This window comes from Vibrio sp. 3-2(1), from assembly GCF_963887575.1.
Classification (GTDB): Bacteria; Pseudomonadota; Gammaproteobacteria; order Enterobacterales; family Vibrionaceae; genus Vibrio; species Vibrio anguillarum.
Map to the genome: position 1 here is coordinate 165,136 of NZ_CAWPGB010000055.1, position 21,072 is coordinate 186,207.

General features: G+C 46.6%; 20 protein-coding genes. 9 read left to right on the forward strand and 11 right to left on the reverse strand.

All coding sequences use genetic code 11. The features are described from left to right. The first annotated feature begins 75 nt into the window (after nt 1-75). Nucleotides 76-414: a DUF3135 domain-containing protein gene (locus AACQ79_RS15155; RefSeq protein WP_013855858.1), complete on the forward strand. Its 339-nt coding sequence runs from the start codon at nt 76-78 to the stop codon at nt 412-414. 76 nt (nt 415-490) lie between these two features. On the opposite strand, the gene AACQ79_RS15160 is transcribed toward AACQ79_RS15155, so the two are convergent. Together AACQ79_RS15160 and AACQ79_RS15165 are read right to left on the reverse strand one after the other, a co-directional pair. Continuing rightward, nucleotides 491-916: a DUF805 domain-containing protein gene (locus AACQ79_RS15160; RefSeq protein WP_029190043.1), complete on the reverse strand. Its 426-nt coding sequence runs from the start codon at nt 914-916 to the stop codon at nt 491-493. A gap of 17 nt (nt 917-933) precedes the next feature. Next, nucleotides 934-1,281, reverse strand: a complete 348-nt coding sequence (locus tag AACQ79_RS15165; RefSeq protein ID WP_017043199.1) for a 5-carboxymethyl-2-hydroxymuconate Delta-isomerase — start codon at nt 1,279-1,281, stop codon at nt 934-936. A 292-nt stretch (nt 1,282-1,573) separates the two neighbouring features. Here AACQ79_RS15165 and tpiA point away from each other — a divergent pair, with 292 nt between their 5' ends. After that, nucleotides 1,574-2,347: a triose-phosphate isomerase gene (tpiA, locus tag AACQ79_RS15170; protein WP_170899323.1), complete on the forward strand. Its 774-nt coding sequence runs from the start codon at nt 1,574-1,576 to the stop codon at nt 2,345-2,347. A gap of 147 nt (nt 2,348-2,494) precedes the next feature. Next, nucleotides 2,495-3,832 carry an MATE family efflux transporter gene (locus AACQ79_RS15175; RefSeq protein WP_139152216.1) on the forward strand — a complete coding sequence of 446 codons (1,338 nt, stop codon included), beginning with the start codon at nt 2,495-2,497 and terminating at the stop codon, nt 3,830-3,832. Between the two features lie 105 nt (nt 3,833-3,937). Here the strand turns inward: AACQ79_RS15175 and rraA are convergent, their stop codons facing one another. The 7 genes from rraA to priA all read right to left on the reverse strand — a co-directional run bounded on the left by rraA (nt 3,938) and on the right by priA (nt 11,789). Continuing rightward, the gene (gene rraA / locus AACQ79_RS15180; RefSeq protein WP_026027418.1) at nt 3,938-4,459 is read right to left on the reverse strand and encodes a ribonuclease E activity regulator RraA; all 522 of its coding nucleotides are present in this window, start codon (nt 4,457-4,459) and stop codon (nt 3,938-3,940) included. A gap of 76 nt (nt 4,460-4,535) precedes the next feature. After that, entirely contained in the window at nt 4,536-5,453 is a 918-nt protein-coding gene (locus tag AACQ79_RS15185) for a 1,4-dihydroxy-2-naphthoate polyprenyltransferase (RefSeq protein WP_170899324.1), read from the reverse strand. A gap of 122 nt (nt 5,454-5,575) precedes the next feature. Beyond that, nucleotides 5,576-6,907 carry an HslU--HslV peptidase ATPase subunit gene (gene hslU, locus AACQ79_RS15190; RefSeq protein ID WP_088729195.1) on the reverse strand — a complete coding sequence of 444 codons (1,332 nt, stop codon included), beginning with the start codon at nt 6,905-6,907 and terminating at the stop codon, nt 5,576-5,578. Between the two features lie 35 nt (nt 6,908-6,942). Then, nucleotides 6,943-7,509: an ATP-dependent protease subunit HslV gene (hslV, locus tag AACQ79_RS15195; RefSeq protein ID WP_017046778.1), complete on the reverse strand. Its 567-nt coding sequence runs from the start codon at nt 7,507-7,509 to the stop codon at nt 6,943-6,945. A 120-nt stretch (nt 7,510-7,629) separates the two neighbouring features. Further along, a complete protein-coding gene (locus AACQ79_RS15200; protein WP_013855850.1) occupies nt 7,630-8,172 on the reverse strand; it encodes an SPOR domain-containing protein in 543 nt (180 codons plus the stop codon). 102 nt (nt 8,173-8,274) lie between these two features. Next, nucleotides 8,275-9,282, reverse strand: coding sequence for a DNA-binding transcriptional regulator CytR (gene cytR / locus AACQ79_RS15205; RefSeq protein WP_013855849.1), 1,008 nt, complete (start codon nt 9,280-9,282; stop codon nt 8,275-8,277). 305 nt (nt 9,283-9,587) lie between these two features. Beyond that, complete coding sequence (priA, locus tag AACQ79_RS15210; protein WP_170899325.1) at nt 9,588-11,789, reverse strand: primosomal protein N'; 2,202 nt, start codon at nt 11,787-11,789, stop codon at nt 9,588-9,590. A 268-nt stretch (nt 11,790-12,057) separates the two neighbouring features. Here priA and rpmE point away from each other — a divergent pair, with 268 nt between their 5' ends. Next, nucleotides 12,058-12,273 (forward strand): 50S ribosomal protein L31, encoded by a 216-nt coding sequence (gene rpmE, locus AACQ79_RS15215; protein ID WP_010318344.1) that lies wholly within the window; start codon nt 12,058-12,060, stop codon nt 12,271-12,273. 205 nt (nt 12,274-12,478) lie between these two features. Beyond that, nucleotides 12,479-13,756, forward strand: coding sequence for a malic enzyme-like NAD(P)-binding protein (locus AACQ79_RS15220; RefSeq protein ID WP_026027888.1), 1,278 nt, complete (start codon nt 12,479-12,481; stop codon nt 13,754-13,756). Between the two features lie 148 nt (nt 13,757-13,904). On the opposite strand, the gene metJ is transcribed toward AACQ79_RS15220, so the two are convergent. Further along, nucleotides 13,905-14,231, reverse strand: coding sequence for a met regulon transcriptional regulator MetJ (gene metJ, locus AACQ79_RS15225; protein ID WP_170899326.1), 327 nt, complete (start codon nt 14,229-14,231; stop codon nt 13,905-13,907). A 393-nt stretch (nt 14,232-14,624) separates the two neighbouring features. Here metJ and AACQ79_RS15230 point away from each other — a divergent pair, with 393 nt between their 5' ends. The 3 genes from AACQ79_RS15230 (at nt 14,625) to metF (ending at nt 19,338) form a co-directional block, all read left to right on the forward strand. Beyond that, nucleotides 14,625-15,791 carry an O-succinylhomoserine (thiol)-lyase gene (locus AACQ79_RS15230; RefSeq protein WP_017049224.1) on the forward strand — a complete coding sequence of 389 codons (1,167 nt, stop codon included), beginning with the start codon at nt 14,625-14,627 and terminating at the stop codon, nt 15,789-15,791. Continuing rightward, the gene (locus AACQ79_RS15235) at nt 15,791-18,202 is read left to right on the forward strand and encodes a bifunctional aspartate kinase/homoserine dehydrogenase II (RefSeq protein WP_017049225.1); all 2,412 of its coding nucleotides are present in this window, start codon (nt 15,791-15,793) and stop codon (nt 18,200-18,202) included. Before AACQ79_RS15230 ends, AACQ79_RS15235 begins: the two co-directional genes overlap by 1 nt. Before the next feature lie 245 nt (nt 18,203-18,447). Beyond that, nucleotides 18,448-19,338: a methylenetetrahydrofolate reductase gene (gene metF, locus AACQ79_RS15240; RefSeq protein WP_170899327.1), complete on the forward strand. Its 891-nt coding sequence runs from the start codon at nt 18,448-18,450 to the stop codon at nt 19,336-19,338. 118 nt (nt 19,339-19,456) lie between these two features. Here metF and zapB read toward each other — a convergent pair whose 3' ends face one another. Beyond that, complete coding sequence (gene zapB / locus AACQ79_RS15245; protein ID WP_013855843.1) at nt 19,457-19,699, reverse strand: cell division protein ZapB; 243 nt, start codon at nt 19,697-19,699, stop codon at nt 19,457-19,459. A 317-nt stretch (nt 19,700-20,016) separates the two neighbouring features. On the opposite strand from zapB, the gene glpX reads away from it, so the two are divergent. After that, entirely contained in the window at nt 20,017-21,024 is a 1,008-nt protein-coding gene (glpX, locus tag AACQ79_RS15250) for a class II fructose-bisphosphatase (protein ID WP_013855841.1), read from the forward strand. The last annotated feature ends 48 nt before the right edge of the window (nt 21,025-21,072 follow it).

Here is a 21,072-nt window from a genome sequence, read left to right on the forward strand (position 1 = left end):
CTACCTTATTGATCGGTTATGCTTTCATTGTGTTGATAAAATAATCAACAGAGAAATAGTGTAAAGGAGAAAGATATGGAGCCCCCTCAAAAACAGGCCTTACCTTCTTTTGATGAATTGGTTGAACTTGCCAAACATAATCCAGATGCCTTTACGCAACTGAAAAAAGATATCTGTGAAGAGATGATCCTCTCCTCTTCCAACAACATGCAAGACAGGTTATGGGCTCAGCAAAGTCACATTGACTTGGTGGTGAGCCAATGCAAAAACCCTGTCCATGCTAATGTTATGCTGATGCGTGAGCTCGGCGAACAGATGATGAAATTTAGAAATGCCTTAGATGGCGAATCGGCGCGCACTCAACCGAGCGCGACCATCATTCCATTTGTGCCGCGCCACAGCGACTGGCGTTAACCTCGCTATTTGAAGCTTTTTAAAACAACAGGAGGCATTGGCCTCCTGTTGTTTCATCAATTTTTTTCTATCAAGTTTACTCTGGTTCAGGTCCGTAGCGGTTGCGGCTTTGCGTTCCCTTCATAAAACCACATTCGACTAAAATCCATGAGCCACAAACCAGTGCGACCAGCGATACCAATGACTCTGTCATACTGGCTTGAGTGGCAATCTCGGCACTGGCAAAAGGCATACTCATACGGCCTATCACCAAAGGGACATTAAGCAATAACCACCAAGCAGACTTATCTCTGTCATGCCAACGTTTTACCGTGATGGCCAAATCAGGCAGTAACACCACTAGCAAAAACAGCGGCAAGATCAGGTGCGTATAGGCAGGAAACATTTGGTTTGCAGCGAGTGCGAAGCCCATAATGGACGCGTAATAACAGAGATTCCACATCCAAAATACTTTGCGCCCGATGCGTCCTTGAAATGAAAATAGCAGTTCTTTAATTGACATCTTGTTACCTAAAATGGTTAATTTACAACCTTTTGGAAGCAATCTTTATCCATATCACGCACATTCACGGTCAGACTCCTGACTTGACTAGCTTGCTGTTGCAATACCGCCATTAATTGACGTGACAACTCTCTTTTTTGTTCAGGTGTCCGCCCTGACAGCAAATCAAAGCTGAGGTGAATAAAATCAACACTGTCGCCCTCTTCACCAATGCACCAATGGTGGCAGCGTAGCGCCCGTGATTTCACTGAGTCAGCGTCAAATAATCCGCAGCGAAGTGCGACTTGGTGAAGATCTTCCAATAACCCTTGAACATTCACACGTTCATCCACAGAGTTCGAGTATTCCATAACAAGGTTGGGCATACGAATTCCTTTTCTTCATTCATGATCAAATTTCAACACTGGTGAGCCTTATTGGTATCACTAGCTTTTCTTTTAACAGCCACTAATAGCAATTAATCTCGTAAAATCCGAGCCATTATCGACTATTCTGTCTATCTGATCACTGATAAGGGGTGTCACGCATTGCTTAAGATCCCATAAAGTCATGACTCGAATCATGATCTGACCGATTTTATCTGTTATATTCTTTCGCAATCACGTTTATTTTTGACATTCATTCATTTTAACTTTGATAGATAATGGAGATATTCCTATGCGTCATCCTGTAGTTATGGGTAACTGGAAACTAAACGGCAGCAAAGAGATGGTTGTTGAGCTGCTAAATGGTCTGAATGCAGAGCTTGAAGGTGTAACGGGTGTTGACGTAGCCGTTGCTCCACCAGCACTTTTTATTGACCTAGCAGAGCGCACTCTGACCGATGCGGGTAGCGCGATCATTCTGGGTGCCCAAAACAGCGACGTACACAACAGTGGTGCATTCACTGGCGATATGTCTCCAGCAATGCTGAAAGAATTCGGTGCAACACACATCATCATTGGTCACTCAGAGCGTCGTGAATACCACAACGAATCCGATGAATTTGTGGCGCAAAAATTTGCATTCCTAAAAGAAAATGGCCTAACACCAGTACTTTGTATCGGTGAATCTGAAGCACAAAACGAAGCTCGCGAAACAGTAGCCGTATGTGCACGTCAACTTGACGCTGTGATCAACACTCAAGGTGTTGAAGCGCTAGAAGGTGCGATCATCGCTTACGAACCAATCTGGGCGATCGGCACAGGTAAAGCAGCAACAGCAGATGATGCTCAACGTATTCACGCCGCCATTCGCGCGCACATTGCTGCAAAATCAGAAGCAGTCGCGAAGAATGTCGTTATCCAATACGGCGGTTCTGTCAAACCTGAAAATGCAGCAGCTTACTTCGCACAACCAGACATTGATGGTGCTCTAGTTGGCGGCGCAGCACTTGATGCGAAAAGCTTTGCAGCTATCGCAAAAGCAGCAGCTGAAGCGAAAAAAGCGTAATTATTCACACTAATTATCGTTAAGAAGGTCAGCATTTGCTGGCCTTTTTTGTTTCTTCACTCGCGTCACACTTCCCATCCCAGCAGCTATAGTCGCGATCGCCAGAATCAAGTATCCTAACGTTTTGCTTAACCTACGTTGCCAGTAATGCACGATAAACACGGCCTATTAACCGCCCCAATTCCAAATGTGCTCAGTCAAATGACGATCCCAATGATTTTTGGTTTGATCGCGATTTTGATGTTTAACTTGGTCGACACCTTTTTTATCTCACTGTTGGGCACCGAATCTCTTGCCGCCATCAGTTTTACCTTTCCCGTCACCTTTGCGGTCAACTGCATCACCATGGGGATTGGTATTGGACTTTCGACGAGTATTGGCCGCTTACTCGGTCAAGGTGACGCCAAAAATGCGGCACGTTTTTCTAGTCACGGTGTGTTACTGGCTGTGGTGCTGGTGACATTCGCTTCAATTCTGGGTTTACTGACCATTAAGCCACTCTTCCTACTGCTTGGTGCCACTGACGATTTAATCCCTTTGATTGAGCAATACATGCAGGTTTGGTATTTGACCATTCCTTTGCTCGTTATTCCCATGGCTGGTAACAGCGCAATTCGAGCCACGGGTGACACCAAAACGCCGGCTAAAATTATGATGCTCGCAGGTTGTATTAACGGTCTGCTCGATCCGCTGCTGATTTTTGGTTATGGCCCTTTCCCTGAATTAGGAATCCAAGGTGCTGCTATTGCCAGTGCATTCAGTTGGTTAGGCGCACTGTGTGGATCGCTATATGTCTTAATCAAAAGAGAAAAATTATTGGCATGGCCGTATTTTCCTACTTTATGGCATGATTGGCAGCAGATCTTAAAAGTGGGCACACCAGCGGCACTCTCCAATGCAATGAATCCACTCTCTGGCGCGCTATTAATGATAATGCTGGCAAGCCATGGCACGGCTGCCGTGGCCGCTTACGGCGCCGCGCAGCGTATTGAGTCGATACTCATTTTGGTCTTGATGTCACTAACCTCAGCACTGACTCCCTTTATGGCACAAAACATCGGCGCAAAAAACATTGAGCGTAGCTTTGCTGGCCTGTTCCTCAGCATGCGTTTTTCTATCGTATTTCAATTGATGATTTTTGCGATGATGGTACCGCTGAGCATCCCTTTGTCAGCCCTATTTTCTCAAGAGCCCTCGGTGCGCGATCTATTGTGGCACTATTTGCTGGTGGTGCCACTGAGCTATGGCTTTCAAGGCATTGTGATGATGCTTGTATCTGGATTGAATGCATTGCATCAACCCATGCGCGCCTTTCAGTGGAGCGTGATGCGGCTATTTGTGTTCACTCTTCCTGCCGCGTGGTTAGGTTCGTATCTCTATGATGTCGAAGGGCTGTTTATCGGGATTGCCGCAGGCAATACCTTAGGTGGGCTGCTGGGTTATTACTACGCCCTGCGTCTAAAACGAACTTACCTGTTTCGCTAATGCTACCATTTATCTGGTTGAGCACGTCGTGGTGAACTAAATATAAAAAAGCCAGCATTCATGCTGGCTTTATCACTTAGAAGCATCGCCTTTCAGCGCGAGAAACTACTCTTCAATCTCGTCAAGGTCATCATCTAAGTCCATATCCACATTTAAAGGCTCAGGAGATAAAATAATACCCGTATTATCAGCGTATAAATAATCTTCAGGTAGGAAAGTGACGCCACCAAAATTGACAGGCACATCCACTTCACCGATACCTTGATTGGATGCTCCAACAGGAATAGAGGCGAGCGCTTGAATGCCGATGCTCATCTCTTCGAGTTCATCCACTTCGCGGACACAACCGTAAACAACGATGCCTTCCCACTCATTTTCTTCAGCAAGAGCGGCCAATTCTGCATCAATCAGCGCACGGCGCAGTGAACCACCACCATCAATTAACAGCACCCGTCCTAGCCCATCTTGCTCTAATACTTCACGGATTAAGCCATTATCTTCAAAACATTTAATCGTCGTAAGCTGGCCAGCAAAGGATGCGCTTCCACCAAAGTTACTAAACATTGGCTCCACCACATCGACTTGGTCGAGATAAATATCACATAACGCAGAGGTGTTGTATTCCATAATGGTTCTTCTCTTGCCGAAAATTATCTTCACCGAGTATATAGGGTCATTAAGTCATTGCAATGACAAGCGACAATTAACTCGTCAGAGTTTGAGCTATAACAATTCCAACAAACAACAAGTTGGTGATCAGTGAACATTTAACGATAGCGGGCATCATAGGTGCTATCTGCGCAGGTTGATCACTCACCCACACCGCTTTACTGTGTTTTACCACTACCACAATGCTCAACAAAAAGGGCAAACTTATCCACCTTGGGCTGCTTTGCATCACTAAATACCAAGCAAAAGCGACCACCGCACCCGCCAATAGCATAAAGTGATATTGCTTGGCGCGTGTTTGCCCAAGACGTACGGCAACGGTTTTTTTTCCGCAAACTGCATCATTTTCAATATCACGCATATTGTTGACATTGAGCACAGCGACCGCCAATAAGCCACAGCCTAACGCGGGTAAGAACAGGCTCGGTTCCACATGGCCGGTATGCAAGAAATAGGTTCCAGACACCCCAAGTAAACCAAAGAAAATGAACACGGATAAATCACCTAAGCCGACATAGCCGTAGGGTTTGTTACCGACCGTGTAAGCAATCGCGGCCACAATAGCGAGCACGCCCAGCCCGACAAAAGCCAGAATACTTTGCACACTATCCAGTGCATAAAAAATCAACACCAAACCCGAGATAACCGTCAATGTGATGTTAATCAGCATCGCTTGCTTCATATCATCGAGCGTCACCGCACCGGACTGAATCGCTCTGATTGGCCCTAAGCGAGCCTCATTATCCGTGCCCTTGACCGCATCACCATAATCATTTGCAAGGTTAGATAAAATTTGTAGTAAAGTTGCGGTAAGCAGAGCAAGCAGCGCTACTGGCAACGAAAAATGGCCCGATGAGAAAGCTAACGCGCTGCCCGTTAAAATAGAAACTAGCGCGAGAGGGAGCGTTTTAGGCCTGGCCGCATCAAGCCAGATATGGAGCGAATTCTTCATGCAAGGTCACTGCCGTTCAAAAAAGGGGTCAGTATATACTGTTCTGCTGGCGAGTATAACACGGCAATAAAAAGCCCGTCACTTTGGACGGGCTACAAACAGTGTACTGACCATTCGACCCGCTAAAGAATAAAGCGGCTCAAATCTTCATTCTCGACTAACTCACCTAGGCGCTGCTTGACATAGGCGGCATCGATAATCATTGAGGAGCCAGGTTTTTCTGTTGCATCAAATGAGATTTCATCCATCAAACGCTCCATCACGGTATGCAGGCGACGTGCGCCGATATTTTCCGTGGTTTCATTCACTTTCCACGCGGCTTCCGCAATTTGAGTGATGCCATCTTCAGTGAATTCAATGTTCACCTCTTCCGTCTTCATCAGCGCAATATACTGCTCGGTCAGAGAGGCTTTCGGCTCAGTCAAAATACGTTTAAAGTCATGGCTCGATAATGCTTCAAGTTCGACGCGAATCGGCAAGCGGCCTTGCAACTCGGGGATTAAATCAGAGGGCTTCGCCACTTGGAATGCACCCGACGTAATAAAGAGGATATGATCAGTTTTAACCATGCCGTGCTTAGTCGAGACAGTGCTGCCCTCAATCAAAGGTAGCAAATCACGTTGTACCCCTTCACGCGACACATCTGGACCTGAGCTTTCGCCGCGTTTACAGATTTTGTCAATCTCATCGATGAAGACAATGCCGTTATTTTCAACATTAAAAATAGCTTGATCTTTCAGCTCTTCCTGATTGACCAATTTTGCCGCTTCTTCCTCAGTCAAAGCTTTGAAGGCCTCTTTGATTTTGAGTTTGCGTTTTTTCTTGGTATCCCCTGCAAGGTTCTGAAACAAACCTTGCAGCTGATTGGTCATCTCTTCCATGCCTGGAGGTGCCATAATTTCAACCCCCATTTGAGGGACAGCGACATTGATTTCAATCTCTTTGTCGTCGAGCTTTCCTTCACGCAACTTTTTACGGAAGATTTGGCGAGTGTTAGAACTCTCTTCGCCCTTTTCATTCTCTCCCCAAGCATCACGAGCTGGTGGTAATAAAGCATCTAAAATGCGCTCTTCTGCTTGCTCTTGCGCGCGAAATTGCACTTTTTCCATCGCTTGCTGGTGAGTCATTTTTACCGCGACATCAGTTAAATCGCGAATAATGGTTTCCACTTCTTTACCAACATAACCCACTTCGGTAAATTTAGTCGCTTCCACTTTAATAAATGGTGCGTTGGCAAGCTTGGCGAGACGACGAGCAATTTCCGTTTTTCCCACCCCAGTTGGACCAATCATCAAAATGTTTTTCGGCGTTACTTCGGCGCGCAAGCTCTCTTCGAGTTGCATGCGACGCCAGCGGTTGCGCAGCGCAATCGCCACCGAACGTTTGGCTTTATCTTGACCAATAATATGGCGATTTAATTCGTGAACAATTTCACGTGGAGTCATTTCAGACATCAGATTTTCCTTAATTCTTTACCCTAACACTGTCTTTATTTTTCGGTGATCACTGTTTGTTGCAGTAGCAATTCCGCCGGTATTTCTAGTTCTTCGATAGTGTGGAAATGGTTGGTAAACACGCAAATGTCGCCCGCAATTTTCAGTGCTTTTTCAGCGATTTCACGTGCATCTAAATCGGTATTTTCTAATAATGCAGTCGCCGCAGCTTGAGCAAAATTACCACCCGAACCGATAGCAATCAGGTCGTTTTCTGGTTGAACGACGTCACCATTGCCCGTAATAATGAGCGATGCCGTTTCATCAGCCACCGCTAAAATCGCTTCTAGCTTACGCAGCGCTCGGTCACTACGCCAATCTTTTGCCAGCTCAACCGCGGCCTTAGTAAGATGACCTTGATGCATTTGCAGCTTACTTTCAAAGCGCTCAAACAAGGTAAATGCATCGGCTGTACCACCTGCAAACCCTGCCAAGACTTGATTATTGTACAGACGGCGAACCTTGCGCGCGTTGCCTTTCATTACGGTATTACCGAGCGATACTTGTCCGTCACCGGCGATGACAACTTTATTATTACGACGTACAGAGACGATGGTAGTCACGACAGGACCTCTTATTTGTTTTCACGATGGAGTTAGCAAATATATGAGGATGGTTGGGGAAGATTTCAAGTCACAAAAAACACTCACCGCGAATCGATTGTATGCGGTGAGTGATCGCTCTTATTGTGGTTCAGTCCAAATGGCGCACGGCTCAATTTTAGCGCGTTGTAATTTATGCTCGTCACGCTGCGCATCACGCTTATATTTGTATGGCCCTAATACCACGCGATACCAACTGCTGCCTTCCGTTTTTCGGATTTCACTTTTTAAACCCTGAAACGCGATATCAAGTTTACGGCTTTCAGCTTGTGCCGAAGTTTTGTACGCCCCACACTGCATAATGTAAGGGATTTCAGACACTTTCTGTTCTTTGGCTACCACTTCTACTTCACGTTTCGGCAAGCTATCCACGTAATCCCATTTTTCCTCTGGGGGCGGTGGGATCACTTTCTCTGGCTTAGGTTTTGCGACTGGTTTTGTAGGAACCACAACCGCTTGAGGCGGCTCAGGATCACGGCTGAGTAAGAACAGCCCATAACCAAAACCGGAAACGAGCAACAGTGCCAATAAGCCACTACGCCAAGGTTTACGACGTGGAGCTGTTTTTTTCGGGGTCGGCTTTTTCGGACTACGACCGCGCCTTACATAATCTTTATTAGCCACAGAGAATTCAAAAGTTGATGGTTTGTGCCAATGTTAATGCAGTTTCCAACGACTTAATAGTGTTGAAAGAGTTGCAGCGCATCAAAAATGCGCTGCGTGTGGTTAGTTCAAACGAGGAGGCGCTGCGCTTTCTCGAATCACTAACTTGGTTTCTAATAGTCGAGAGCCTGCGCCAACCTCTTGACCGCGAAGAAGATCGAGCATCATGAGCATTGCTTGACGCCCTATCTCATAGCGCGGCTGTGAGATGGTCGTTAACGGTGGATCGCAGTAGAGCGCAAATTGAATATCATCAAATCCCACCACTGAAATATCTTGTGGAACGCGCAAACCCAATTTTTTGGCTTCCTTAATGACACCGATCGCCATACTGTCATTATGACTAAAAATGGCGGTGGGTGGCTCAGATAACGCCAATAATTGGCGCAGTGCTTTAGCCCCGGCTTCAAAAGTAAAATCACCATAAGTGCAATAATTAGGGTTCATGGTAATTCCTGCACGGCGTAAGGCTTGTTGATAACCTTGATGACGGAACTTACACAGCGTGGCCTCTGCTGGCCCCGATATTTGCGCGATGCGTTTGTGCCCGAGCTGTGTCAAATAGTTCACCGCTTCAAACGCTGAAGTAAGGTTATCAATATGTACCGTCGGCAACTCAAGTTCTGGCGCAAATTCACATGCCATGACCATAGGTGGCAGGTTTTTTTGCTCCGGCTTACTAACATCAAACGGCAAATCAGTTCCCAGCAACAACATGCCATCGGCCTGCTTAGTAAATACGAGGTTAACTAACGAACTTTCTCGCTTTTTCTGCTGACCACTATCACCCAACAGTACTAAATAACCATGTTCCATCGCCGCATCTTCGATACCACGAATGATCTCTGTGAAGTAAGGGTCACAAATATCAGGCACGATAGCGACAATGGTTTTAGATTCATTACGGCGTAAGTTGCGAGCGAGAGAATTTGGTGAGTAACCAGCTTCCAAAACAGCATCTTCGACACGCTTTCGCGTTGAAGATGATACTTTTTCAGGGTTCATCAACGCCCTAGATACTGTGGCGGTTGATACACCTGCAAGCTGGGCAACATCCTTCATTGTCGCCATAGAAATTAACCTCTTTAAAAGTTGTTACTGGGCTGAAATCACCCGTTGTTATGTTTATAAAATCCGGTTGTAAAATCTGGTTATCCATTTTGAACGCTGAGCTGTTATTCACAGCGGATATATGAGTGATAGTCTATTCATTTCCACCCAGAAAGTTACGGTCAGATTAACAAATTTTACATAATAAGCGTGAAGCCACTCACATTAGAGAGGATTAAATAGGCTGACAAAAATAACAGTAACCTTTTTAGCACTCGATTGCTTCAATATGTTACATCTCATTTCATCGAAAACGCTACTGAGGTTTAACTGAGATCTTGCGGTTCAATATCTAACGACCAGCGAATTTTCTTGGCTAATGGTAACAGTTCAATCGCAGGCTTAGCACTCATCAATAGTTTTTGCATTTTGGAGCGATGTTGAGTTTGCAGTAATAACTGCCAACGATATTTGCCCGCTCTTTTCGCCAATGGAGCTGGGGTTGGCCCTAAGACTAAGCACGAATCATCAAATAACGGATGCGCTTCTAACGTATGCCTAATTTGGCGTAAAAACTCTTCCACCATCGAAGCTTGATTGGATTCCGCTTTAAACAGTGTGAGATAGGTGTAAGGCGGCAACATCGCTATTTTCCGCTCTTCTAACGCGGTTTCTGCAAAATGACGATAATCCTTTTGCAACAGTGCTTGCAGCAAACTGTGTTCTGGGTGATGCGTTTGTAAAATGACTTCGCCGGGTTTACTAGCGCGCCCTGCTCGACCTGCCACTTGAGTAAATAGCTGCGCCAAGCGTTCGGCGGCGCGAAAATCACTGCTGTATAGCGAACCATCCACATCCAATAACGCCACTAAAGTCACATCGGGAAAATGGTGCCCTTTAGCAAGCATCTGCGTGCCAATTAAAATCTGATACTCACCTTGTCGAATCGATGATAACGCACTTTCTAAACTGCCTTTACGACGCGTACTATCGCGATCAATACGCACCGTTTTATATTCGGGGAAAAGCTGCGCCAGTTGCGCTTCAAGTTGCTCGGTACCTACCCCAACCGTGACCAACTGAGTTGAACCACAACCTTGACACTGATGAACCACCGGACGTTGCGAGCCGCAATGGTGACAACGCATGTCACTGCTGTATTGGTGAAAGGTATAGTACGCATCGCAACGTTTGCACTCGGCAATCCAACCGCATTCATGGCACATCAGCGCGGGCGAGAAGCCGCGCCGATTGAGAAACAGCATCACTTGGTTACCTGCGCTGAGGTGTTTTCTCATCTCAGCAATCAGCGGCGCTGATAACCCACTCTCTAAAAACAGGCCTTTCACATCCAACACTTTGTTTTTAGTGGGAACCGCTACGCCCGCACGCTGAGTTAAGCTTAAGTGATGATATTTGCCGCTCAATGCATTATGCAACGTTTCTAATGCTGGAGTGGCGGAACCGAGCACAATCGGGATCTGCTCAAGGTTTGCACGCATTACCGCGACATCTCTTGCATGGTAGCGTAGGCTATCTTGCTGTTTATACGAAGCGTCGTGCTCTTCATCAACAATGATGATACCTAGGTCTGCAAAAGGCGTTAGCAGCGCTGAGCGAGTACCAATAATAATGCCCGCGATATTATCACGCGCCGCTAACCACGCGTTGAGGCGCTCGGTTTCATTGAGCCCCGAGTGGACCACGGCAACTGGCACATTAAATCGCTTACGAAAGCGGTTAATGGTTTGTGGTGTTAGACCAATCTCAGGCACCAGTACCAATGCCTGACGTCCTTTTTCTAAAACGGGCTTGATTAAGTTTAGATAAACTTCGGTTTTCCCTGAACCGGTGACCCCTTCAAGTAAATAGCATGCGAAATGGTGATGGCTATTAATTGAAGCAATCGCGATCGCTTGTTCTTGGTTGAGCTTGGGCTTTTCCACATCCGCTTCAACATTTTGCGGCCAAGCCGTCAGTGTCGGCCGTTTTTCCAGTGATTCTATCCAGCCTTTCTCTTGTAAGGTTTTGAGTACGCTGCTACCTACCTCTTCATCAATAAACAGTTGATGGGGCACAGCGCCAGACTCAAGCATCGCCATCACTTTGGCTTGCTTTACCGCTCGCCCGAATCCTTGCATGAGTTGATCGCGCCCACTGGGCGTCAGTTGCCACTCCACTAAAGTCGAAAAATCGGCCGCTTTCCCTTTACGTAATGCGCCAGGCAATGCATTAAATAGCGTGTCGCCTAATGGGTATTGATAAAACTGGCTACACCACAACAGCAATTGATAGAGTTTCTCTGGCCAGACTGGCTGGCTATCGAGCACCGCTTTTAGCGGCTTTAATTGATCGACTGAAAACTCAGACTCACTGACTATAGCGGTGACGATACCCACCAGAGTTTGCCGACCAAATGGCACCGACACTCGTCCACCAACAATCGGAAACAGATGACTTGGGATCTGATAATCAAACTGCTTATCCAATGGGACAGGTAAGGCAACGCGTGCAATGGTGGGGCGCATAATCGACCGTTCGTTCTACAAAAAATGTGAAAAGACAGTCTACTGGATGCGTCACCGAAATTCGAGCTTCGTCATTGGACAAAAATGTGGCGAAAATAGCGGCGAAATGGCTTGATCCACTGAAGAGGATTCATTAATATATCGCGCCTTGATGATATGGCTTCTTGCTTGATGTTAAGCAGTCAGCGGTATCAACATTTTTTTATTAACTACGTGTGGTGTCCGGCTTCGATTCGGATAGCGACGCGGCCCAATTTGAGGTTATCCCATGAAAGCTGGTATCCATCCAGAGTACAAAGCAGTTAGCGCGACTTGTTCTTGCGGCAACTCTTTCGAGTTCAGCTCAACGCTAGGCAAAGATTCTATCCACCTAGACGTGTGTGACAAATGTCACCCATTCTACACTGGTAAGCAACGTATCGTTGATACCGGCGGCCGTGTAGATCGCTTCAACAAGCGTTTCGGTGCTCTTTCTAGCAAATAATCTCTTTTTTGCTAGAAAATTAAAAAAGGATGCTTCGGCATCCTTTTTTGTTGGCATTTTTTGTATAGTTGTCAGTACGCACTGGTCTTATCTGCGACATTTTCTCCATTTTTTGATGAAGCACGTCAGGTTCCCGCCTAGGAAGTTTGAGCGACATCCATTAGAATTATGGACCTTTTCCAATCCAACACGAGCACTTATACCTATGTCTGATGACACTCACCAAGAATTAACGGCAGAAGAACAATTTCGCCAACGCGCACTCGATTACCATGCTTACCCAACCGCGGGTAAAATTGCCATTTCACTAACTAAGCCTGCCGACTCGGCTGAAGACCTTGCTTTAGCTTACAGCCCGGGCGTTGCTGAACCGGTTCGTGAAATCGCACAGAACATCGACAACGTTTATAAATACACTGCGAAAGGCAACACCGTCGCTGTGATCTCAAACGGCACGGCTATTCTTGGTTTAGGTAACTTAGGTCCGATGGCTTCCAAGCCCGTCATGGAAGGAAAAGCGCTACTGTTTAAACGCTTTGCTGGACTTGATTCAATTGATATTGAAGTAAAACACCGCACAATCGATGAATTTGTCGATACGGTTGCCAACATCGCCGACACCTTTGGCGGCATCAACTTAGAAGATATCAAAGCACCAGATTGCTTTGAGATTGAACGCCGTTTGATCGAACGCTGTAATGTGCCTGTTTTCCATGACGATCAACACGGCACTGCGATTGTTACTGCCGCTGGCATGCTCAATGCGATTGAACTGCAAGGCAAGAAACTCAACGAATGCACTATCGTCTGTCTTGGCGCTGGCGCAGCAGCCACCGCTTGCATGGAACTATTGATTAAGTGCGGCGCAATGCGTGAAAAAATCTACATGCTTGATCGCAAAGGTGTGATTCATACTCGTCGCGATGACATCAATGAATATAAGCAGTTGTTTGCTAATAACACCGACAAACGCACACTGGAAGATGTGATTGAAGGCGCTGACTTATTCCTAGGTGTGTCAGGCCCCAACCTGCTGCCTGCCGAAGCGCTAAAATTAATGGCCGATAAACCGATCGTATTTGCTTGCTCAAACCCTGATCCGGAAATTAAACCGGAACTCGCACGCGCGGTACGTGACGATTTAATTCTCGGCACAGGCCGTAGCGATTATCCAAACCAAGTCAACAATGTGTTGTGCTTCCCATTTATTTTCCGTGGCGCTTTGGATGTCCGTGCTAGTGAAATTAATGACCAAATGAAGCTAGCCGCAGTTGAGGCGATACGTGAACTGGCTAAAGAAGAAGTGCCGGCTGAAGTGTTGAAAGCTGCAGGCGTAAAAGCGTTAAGTTTCGGCCCTGAATACATCATTCCAAAACCGATGGACCCACGCCTACTGCCTCGTGTTGCTAAAGCGGTTGCTCAAGCAGCGGTTGACTCTGGCGTCGCTCGAATCGAGATGCCTGTCAATTACATGCAAGAATAATCACAAGCTTGAGCGGCTAAATGCCTCGCTCGAAAAAAAACCGCTGACTTTCAGCGGTTTTTTTATATTCTGAGACACAGAGCCAAAGTCACCATGGCAACTTACCCAGTATCCTCTCGATTTTATCTCGTTGTACCGCAATTACGCGCTACACTTCTTCATCATCATACGCTTCAAATTCAATGCCCATGGCGGTCATTAATGCTTTTGCTTCCATCGGAATATCGTCTGGACGATCTTTTCTCAAATCTTCGTCGGTCGGTAAAGGTTGACCGGTATAAGCATGCAAGAAGGCTTCACACAGCAGCTCACTGTTCGTTGCGTGGCGTAAGTTATTGATTTGACGGCGAGTGCGCTCATCAGTTAATACTTTCAACACTTTCAATGGGATTGAAACGGTGATTTTTTTGACTTGCTCACTCTTCTTCCCATGTTCAGCATATGGGCTAATGTATTCCCCATTCCAGTCTGCCATTGCGCACCTTCGTTATCGTAATTGGTCGTTAAAAATTTGAAAGTTGGATTTTAGCGGGATTTACCGCCACAAGCAAAGACATATAGACGTCTAGATATATTGACGTCTTCTTTTGAGTTCAGTAAAGTGTGCCATTATCGACAAAGAGATACCCGAAATACTTGAAATTTCAGCAGAGCGGCAAGTCAAGGCAGCCAGACTATGTGATTGAAGTAGGTGAACCTAGCCAACATCGCAGCAACTTCAAGTTAGAAAGGGGATAGCAATCTCACGCACTATCGGATATAGCTAATACTCGAGACAATGGACGTTGCCCTTTCGTTGTCCCCAGATAAAGCAGGAACCCCTCAATAAAAGTCAGTTTATTGAGTTTAATTAAGTAAGGAAACCGTCATGACCACTCGCAAGCCAGCCACCATCGCCGTTAGAACCGGTATTGAATCCGACTCTCAATATCATGCTGTTGTGCCTCCAATTTATCTTTCGACAAATTATAGCTTTCCTGCGTTTGGTGAAGTGCCTAAATACGATTACACACGCTCTGGCAACCCAAATCGAGGTCTGCTCGAAAAAGCGTTGTTTGAACTCGAATCGGGTCAAGGCGCAGTGGTGACTAACTGTGGCACTTCGGCGCTGAATCTATGGGTTTCCGCCTTTTTAAGTCCTGACGATCTGATCGTGGCCCCGCATGACTGTTACGGTGGCACATATCGACTGTTTAATACACGCGCCAAAAAAGGCGATTTTAAGACACTCTTTATTGATCAATCCGATCCAAACGCTTTGCAGGCCGCTTTGGCGAAAAAACCCAAATTGGTACTCATTGAAACCCCATCCAACCCATTGGTTCGCGTGGTAGATATTGCTGATATTTGCCAACAAGCACACGCCGTCGGTGCATTAGTGGCGGTTGACAACACCTTCTTAACGCCAGTTTTCCAAAAACCATTAGAGTTGGGCGCAGATTTTGTCATCCACTCCACCACCAAATTCATCAACGGCCACTCCGATGTGATTGGCGGAGTTGTTATCACCAAAACAGAGCAGCACGCTGAAGAGCTAGCATGGTGGGGCAACTGCCTTGGCTCAACGGGAACCCCTTTTGATAGCTATATGACGCTACGTGGCATTCGTACCTTAGGCGCAAGAATGCGCGTCCATGAGGAAAGCTCACGTGCCATTTTGGACTATCTGCAAAGCGAAGCCTTAGTAAAGGTCATTTATCACCCGAGTTTGCCAGAGCATCCTGGCCATGAGATAGCGAAAAAGCAGCAATCTGGCTTTGGATCTATGCTAAGTTTTGAGTTTGCGGGCAGCTTTGAACAGCTCAAATATTTTGTCTCTCAGTTAACATTATTCTCACTGGCAGAATCATTAGGAGGCGTGGAGAGCTTAATCTGCCACCCCGCTTCGATGACTCACCGAGCGATGGGCGAAGAAGCGTTGGCCGAAGCCGGTGTTTCACAGCAGCTATTACGCCTATCGGTCGGCTTAGAAGATGCCCAAGATTTGATTGACGATCTCGCTCAAGCCTTTGCTAAAGCGAAGGAGGCCTATTAATGACTGCCCTACGTCAATTACACAAGTTTGGCGGTAGCAGCCTTGCCGATCCTGAATGCTACAAACGGGTCGTTAATATCTTAAAAGAGTATTCTCAAGCTGATGATTTGGTGGTGGTTTCTGCCGCAGGAAAAACCACCAATCGTTTAATCGAATTTCTCGACGCTCTCAATAAAGATGGCCGAGTGGCTCATGAGAACTTGCAATCTGTCCGTCAGTACCAAATCGATTTAATCAACGCGCTGCTCGATGAAGATGCAGCGCAACCGCTCATCACTTTACTCACCAACGAAATTCGCACCTTGGGTCAGCTTTGCGCGCCCCTATCGCCAGCTCAACAAGCGGCGGTACTTGGCCATGGTGAAGTGTGGTCATCACGCTTATTGGCGGCGTTACTCAATCAACATAACCTTGCGGCTGTGGCACAAGACGCCCGCGAATTTCTTCGCGCGCAAGCAGGCACACAACCGGAAGTGGATCGCGCTCGCTCCTACCCTTTGCTGAAAGAAATTTTGGCACAACACGCGCATCACCGAGTGATCATCACAGGCTTTATGGCTCGCAGTGAACAAGGTGATACTGTGCTACTTGGGCGCAATGGTTCCGATTACTCCGCCACTATGATCGGCGCACTTGCGGAAGTAAACCGAGTAACGATTTGGAGTGATGTGGCCGGTGTTTATAGCGCCGACCCGCGCATTGTTAGTGATGCCTGTTTACTGCCGCTACTGCGTTTGGACGAAACCAACGAGTTAGCGCGCCTTGCCGCCCCAGTATTGCACAGCCGAACTTTGCAGCCCGTGGCGCAAAGCACCATGGATTTGCACTTGCGCTGCAGTTATCAACCCGAAGCAGGCTCGACTCGTATTGAGCGTGTATTGGCATCGGGACGCGGTGCCAAAATCATTACTTCACTTGATGATGTGCTGTTGATTGAGCTTAATTTTGCTCACGGGCATGACTTCCAGCGCCTACAAAACGATGTGCTGCGCAGCTTGCGTCGTGCTCAACTCGAACCGCTAGCTTTCGATACTCAAGCCGATCAACACCAACTGCGCCTTGCCTATACTGCTGAGATTTCAGGTGGAGCCCTAGCCCATCTGCAAGATGCCGCTTTTGAAGCAGAAATTAAACTCAAAGAAGGCTTTTCATTAGTGGGTGCTGTGGGTGCGGGAGTGACGAAAAACCCCAATCACTGCTACGGCTTTTATCAACAACTACGTTCATCACCGATCGAGTTTATCTGTGAAGCCGAATCTGGGCTGAGTTTAGTCGCGGTACTACGTAAAACGCCGATCACCCCCTTAGTGGTGGGTATGCACAACCAACTATTTCAGGCGCAAAAACGGGTCGCACTGGCACTGTGTGGCAAAGGCAACATTGGTTCGAGTTGGTTAAAACTCTTTGCTGAACAAAAATCAGAGTTAGAAAAACGCCATGGCATGAACTTCGAGTTGGTCGCGGTGGTCGATAGCCAAACCTATTGGTTTGATGAGCAAGGGATTGATGCGGCATCGGTTTTAAAGCATTTTGACGATGAAGCGATTGCCAGTGAAGGAATGACTTGGCTACAACGATTAAGCAATATTCAAGGATATGACGAAGCGGTTGTGCTCGATGTAACCGCAAGCAAAGAACTGGCTGATCACTATCTCAGCATTGCTGAAAATGGGGTGCACCTCATCTCAGCGAATAAAGTCGCGGGCTCTTCCTCTAGCGTCGATTACCACCAAATAAAAGAAGCGTTCGCGAAAATTAGCCGCCATTGGCTCTACAACGCGACGGTTGGCGCAGGCTTACCCATTAACCACACGGTACGTGATTTGCGTGAAAGCGGTGATGAAATCGTCGCCCTCTCTGGTATTTTCTCTGGCACTTTATCTTGGTTATTTCAGCAATTCGACGGCTCAATACCGTTTAGCGAACTGGTCGATTTAGCATGGCAACAAGGACTTACCGAGCCTGACCCGCGCAGCGATCTGGATGGTTCAGACGTAATGCGCAAACTGGTGATACTAGCCCGTGAAGCGGGATTACATATCGAACCGGAAAATGTCAAAGTTGAATCACTGGTTCCTGATGAGCTCAAGCACCTCTCACTGGATGACTTTTTAGACAAAGGCCAACTGCTGAGTGAAAAATTAGCAGAGAGACTAACCAAAGCACAACGTGAAGATAAAGTGCTACGCTATGTCGCAAGGCTTGAGAAAAATGGCAAAGCAACGGTGGGGGTTGAAGCTTTAGAGCGTGAACACGCTTTGGCTAACCTTTTACCTTGTGACAACATCTTTGCTATCGAGAGTAAATGGTATCGCGATAACCCGTTAGTGATTCGTGGCCCGGGCGCTGGTAGAGAAGTGACAGCAGGAGCTATCCAATCGGACCTCAACTTGCTGTCAAGCTTGCTGTAACACTCCAGCTTATTCCAGATTAAGGGGCCACTAGGCTCCTTAATTTAACTGCGAAAGGATGATATTAGGTCATGCATACCGAGGTTGAGCATGACTTGAAGGTCACTCACAATCAACATGAATAATATTCATAATTACAGTGTTGACATTAAATGCTATTCAATACATTCTGTGGACATATAGACGTCTAAACGTCAACTTAAGGAATGATAGATTGGCGGAAGAACGCCACAGGGAGAAATAAAATGGGATACACGCACGCCGGTCATATTGATGCACTCAACCAGAACGTGGCTGAGCTATCAGATAATATCAATGTCTCATTTGAGTTTTTTCCACCCAGCTCAGCGCAAATGGAAGAGACATTGTGGAATTCCGTTCACCGTTTAAAAACCCTACAACCTAAATTTGTTTCTGTGACTTACGGAGCAAACTCTGGCGAGCGCGACCGCACCCATTCGATCATTAAAGAGATTAAAGATCAAACTGGCCTTATTGCAGCACCGCACCTCACTTGCATTGATGCCTCTCGCGATGAGCTGGTTCAGATTGCCGATGACTACTGGCACAACGGCATCCAGAACATAGTTGCGCTGCGTGGCGATATTCCCGCTGATGGCGGCAAACCAGAAATGTATGCTTCCGACTTAGTTACTCTACTCAAATCTCGCCATGATTTTGATATTTCTGTCGCGGCATTTCCAGAAGTCCACCCTGAAGCGAAAAGCGCGCAATCCGATCTGGTCAATCTAAAACGCAAAATTGATGCAGGTGCAAACCGCGCAATTACTCAATTCTTTTTTGATGTTGAAAGCTACTTACGATTTCGCGACCGCTGCGTAGCCGCTGGTATTGATGCTGAAATTGTACCGGGCATTCTACCGGTATCAAACTTTAAACAAGCTTCTCGCTTTGCCGCGCAAAACAACGTTAAAGTCCCCGGATGGATGGCGAAACAATTTAATGGAATAGATGATGACCCAACCACACGCCAGCTCGTGGGTGCAAGCCAAGCAATTGACATGGTTCGCATTTTAAGCCGTGAAGGTGTCAAAGACTTCCATTTCTATACGCTCAATCGCGCTGAAATGACCTACGCATTGTGCCATACGTTGGGCGTAAGACCGAAAGCATAAACTTTCTCTACACTCATAACGCTATTATTGGTAAATGTTGCTCGTGATAAAACGCGATGATTGATTAAAAGTAACGCCGACTTGATGTCGGCGTTGTGGTATCACTTAAGCGAGCAGATTATTCCACGTCGTCCATTTTACCAAGTAAGCTACGAATACGATCTTGCCATGCACTCTGCTCTTGCTCCATTTGTTGCGCTTTTTGCTCAAGCTCTTCACGCGCTACTTTTAGCTCATTCGCTTCATTCACGAGCTGCTGTTTCTCTTCTTTAAGCTCTTCCACTTCCATTTGTAGAAGTGCGATGGTGTCAACTGCGGTTTGAATTTTTGCTTCTAGTAGTTCTAATACTTCAAAAGACATGGTGCATACCCTTAGTTATTCGGTTGAGGTGAACAAAATTTCACTTATTGGTTCATTCTACTCAGCACAGCGCTCAGAAACACTCACTATATGCAAATTTTATCGCTATTTGGCTAAAAAATCGGCTCAACTTAACAGTCAACTCACTTAAGCGCCAAACCTAGGCCGAAAAACACTTTATCTGACCATGGATTTGCTCAATTTGAGGCTTAGCTTTGATCAAGTGCAACCCTTGTGAACTAAAAAAGCAAACGTTTACTATTTGATATGCTAAAATTCCCGCCGAAATTTCCTATTCCCTTTTCTTTGGAGCTAGCATGAAACGCGATTTAGCAATGGCATTCTCTCGAGTCACTGAAGGTGCCGCACTGGCAGGTTACAAATGGCTTGGCCGAGGCGATAAAAATGCGGCCGATGGCGCAGCGGTAGAAGTCATGCGCAACCTACTCAATAAAACCGACATCCAAGGTGAAATTGTAATCGGTGAAGGCGAAATTGACGATGCTCCAATGCTCTACATTGGCGAGCTTGTTGGCCTTGGTGGCGATGCGGTTGATATCGCAGTGGATCCTATTGAAGGTACACGCATGACGGCAATGGGCCAGTCAAACGCATTGGCTGTTTTGGCGGCTGGCGAAAAAGGCAGCTTCCTTAAAGCACCTGATATGTACATGGAAAAATTGGTGGTTGGCCCCGGCGCTAAAGGGTGCATTGACCTCAATAAGCCTTTAAAAGAGAATTTAGAAAATATCGCCGCCGCGCTGAATAAACCATTAGACACTCTAGTGGTGATCACCTTAGCGAAACCTCGCCATGATGCCACCATAGCGCAGATGCAAGAGATGGGTGTTCGCGTGTTTGCTGTGCCAGATGGCGATGTCGCCGCCTCGATCCTAACTTGCATGCCTGATAGTGAAGTCGACGTGATGTACTGCATCGGCGGTGCACCTGAAGGAGTGGTTTCAGCCGCGGTCATCCGAGCTCTAGATGGTGACATGCATGGCCGTCTACTACCACGTCATGAAGTCAAAGGCGATACGGAAGAAAACCGCATTTACGGTGCAAAAGAGTTAGCTCGCTGCGCGGAAATGGGTGTCGAAGCTGGCGTAGTGCTGAAAATGGAAGAGATGGCCCGCAGTGATAACGTCATTTTCTCAGCTACTGGTATCACCAAAGGGGATCTGCTGGAAGGTATTACCCGCAAAGGCAACATCGCCACCACAGAAACGCTATTAATTCGTGGCCGCTGTCGTACCATTCGCCGTATTAAATCAATTCACTACTTAGAACGCAAAGACCCAGAAGTGCGCGCGATCATTTTGTAATCCGCCGCCAGTGCTTTGCTCTGTTTTATTTTAAAGACAAAGCATAGA

Bases quoted from the DNA above. Each gene is read 5' to 3' on its own strand.
- metF (WP_170899327.1), top strand. From the start codon at position 18,448: ATGGGATACACGCACGCCGGTCATATTGATGCACTCAACCAGAACGTG.
- tpiA (WP_170899323.1), top strand. From the start codon at position 1,574: ATGCGTCATCCTGTAGTTATGGGTAACTGGAAACTAAACGGCAGCAAA.
- AACQ79_RS15175 (WP_139152216.1), top strand. From the start codon at position 2,495: ATGCACGATAAACACGGCCTATTAACCGCCCCAATTCCAAATGTGCTC.
- glpX (WP_013855841.1), top strand. From the start codon at position 20,017: ATGAAACGCGATTTAGCAATGGCATTCTCTCGAGTCACTGAAGGTGCC.
- rpmE (WP_010318344.1), top strand. From the start codon at position 12,058: ATGAAAGCTGGTATCCATCCAGAGTACAAAGCAGTTAGCGCGACTTGT.
- AACQ79_RS15160 (WP_029190043.1), bottom strand. From the start codon at position 916: ATGTCAATTAAAGAACTGCTATTTTCATTTCAAGGACGCATCGGGCGC.
- hslU (WP_088729195.1), bottom strand. From the start codon at position 6,907: ATGTCTGAAATGACTCCACGTGAAATTGTTCACGAATTAAATCGCCAT.
- AACQ79_RS15155 (WP_013855858.1), top strand. From the start codon at position 76: ATGGAGCCCCCTCAAAAACAGGCCTTACCTTCTTTTGATGAATTGGTT.
- AACQ79_RS15230 (WP_017049224.1), top strand. From the start codon at position 14,625: ATGACCACTCGCAAGCCAGCCACCATCGCCGTTAGAACCGGTATTGAA.
- cytR (WP_013855849.1), bottom strand. From the start codon at position 9,282: ATGGCGACAATGAAGGATGTTGCCCAGCTTGCAGGTGTATCAACCGCC.
- AACQ79_RS15220 (WP_026027888.1), top strand. From the start codon at position 12,479: ATGTCTGATGACACTCACCAAGAATTAACGGCAGAAGAACAATTTCGC.
- metJ (WP_170899326.1), bottom strand. From the start codon at position 14,231: ATGGCAGACTGGAATGGGGAATACATTAGCCCATATGCTGAACATGGG.
- AACQ79_RS15165 (WP_017043199.1), bottom strand. From the start codon at position 1,281: ATGCCCAACCTTGTTATGGAATACTCGAACTCTGTGGATGAACGTGTG.
- zapB (WP_013855843.1), bottom strand. From the start codon at position 19,699: ATGTCTTTTGAAGTATTAGAACTACTAGAAGCAAAAATTCAAACCGCA.
- AACQ79_RS15235 (WP_017049225.1), top strand. From the start codon at position 15,791: ATGACTGCCCTACGTCAATTACACAAGTTTGGCGGTAGCAGCCTTGCC.
- priA (WP_170899325.1), bottom strand. From the start codon at position 11,789: ATGCGCCCCACCATTGCACGCGTTGCCTTACCTGTCCCATTGGATAAG.
- AACQ79_RS15185 (WP_170899324.1), bottom strand. From the start codon at position 5,453: ATGAAGAATTCGCTCCATATCTGGCTTGATGCGGCCAGGCCTAAAACG.
- rraA (WP_026027418.1), bottom strand. From the start codon at position 4,459: ATGGAATACAACACCTCTGCGTTATGTGATATTTATCTCGACCAAGTC.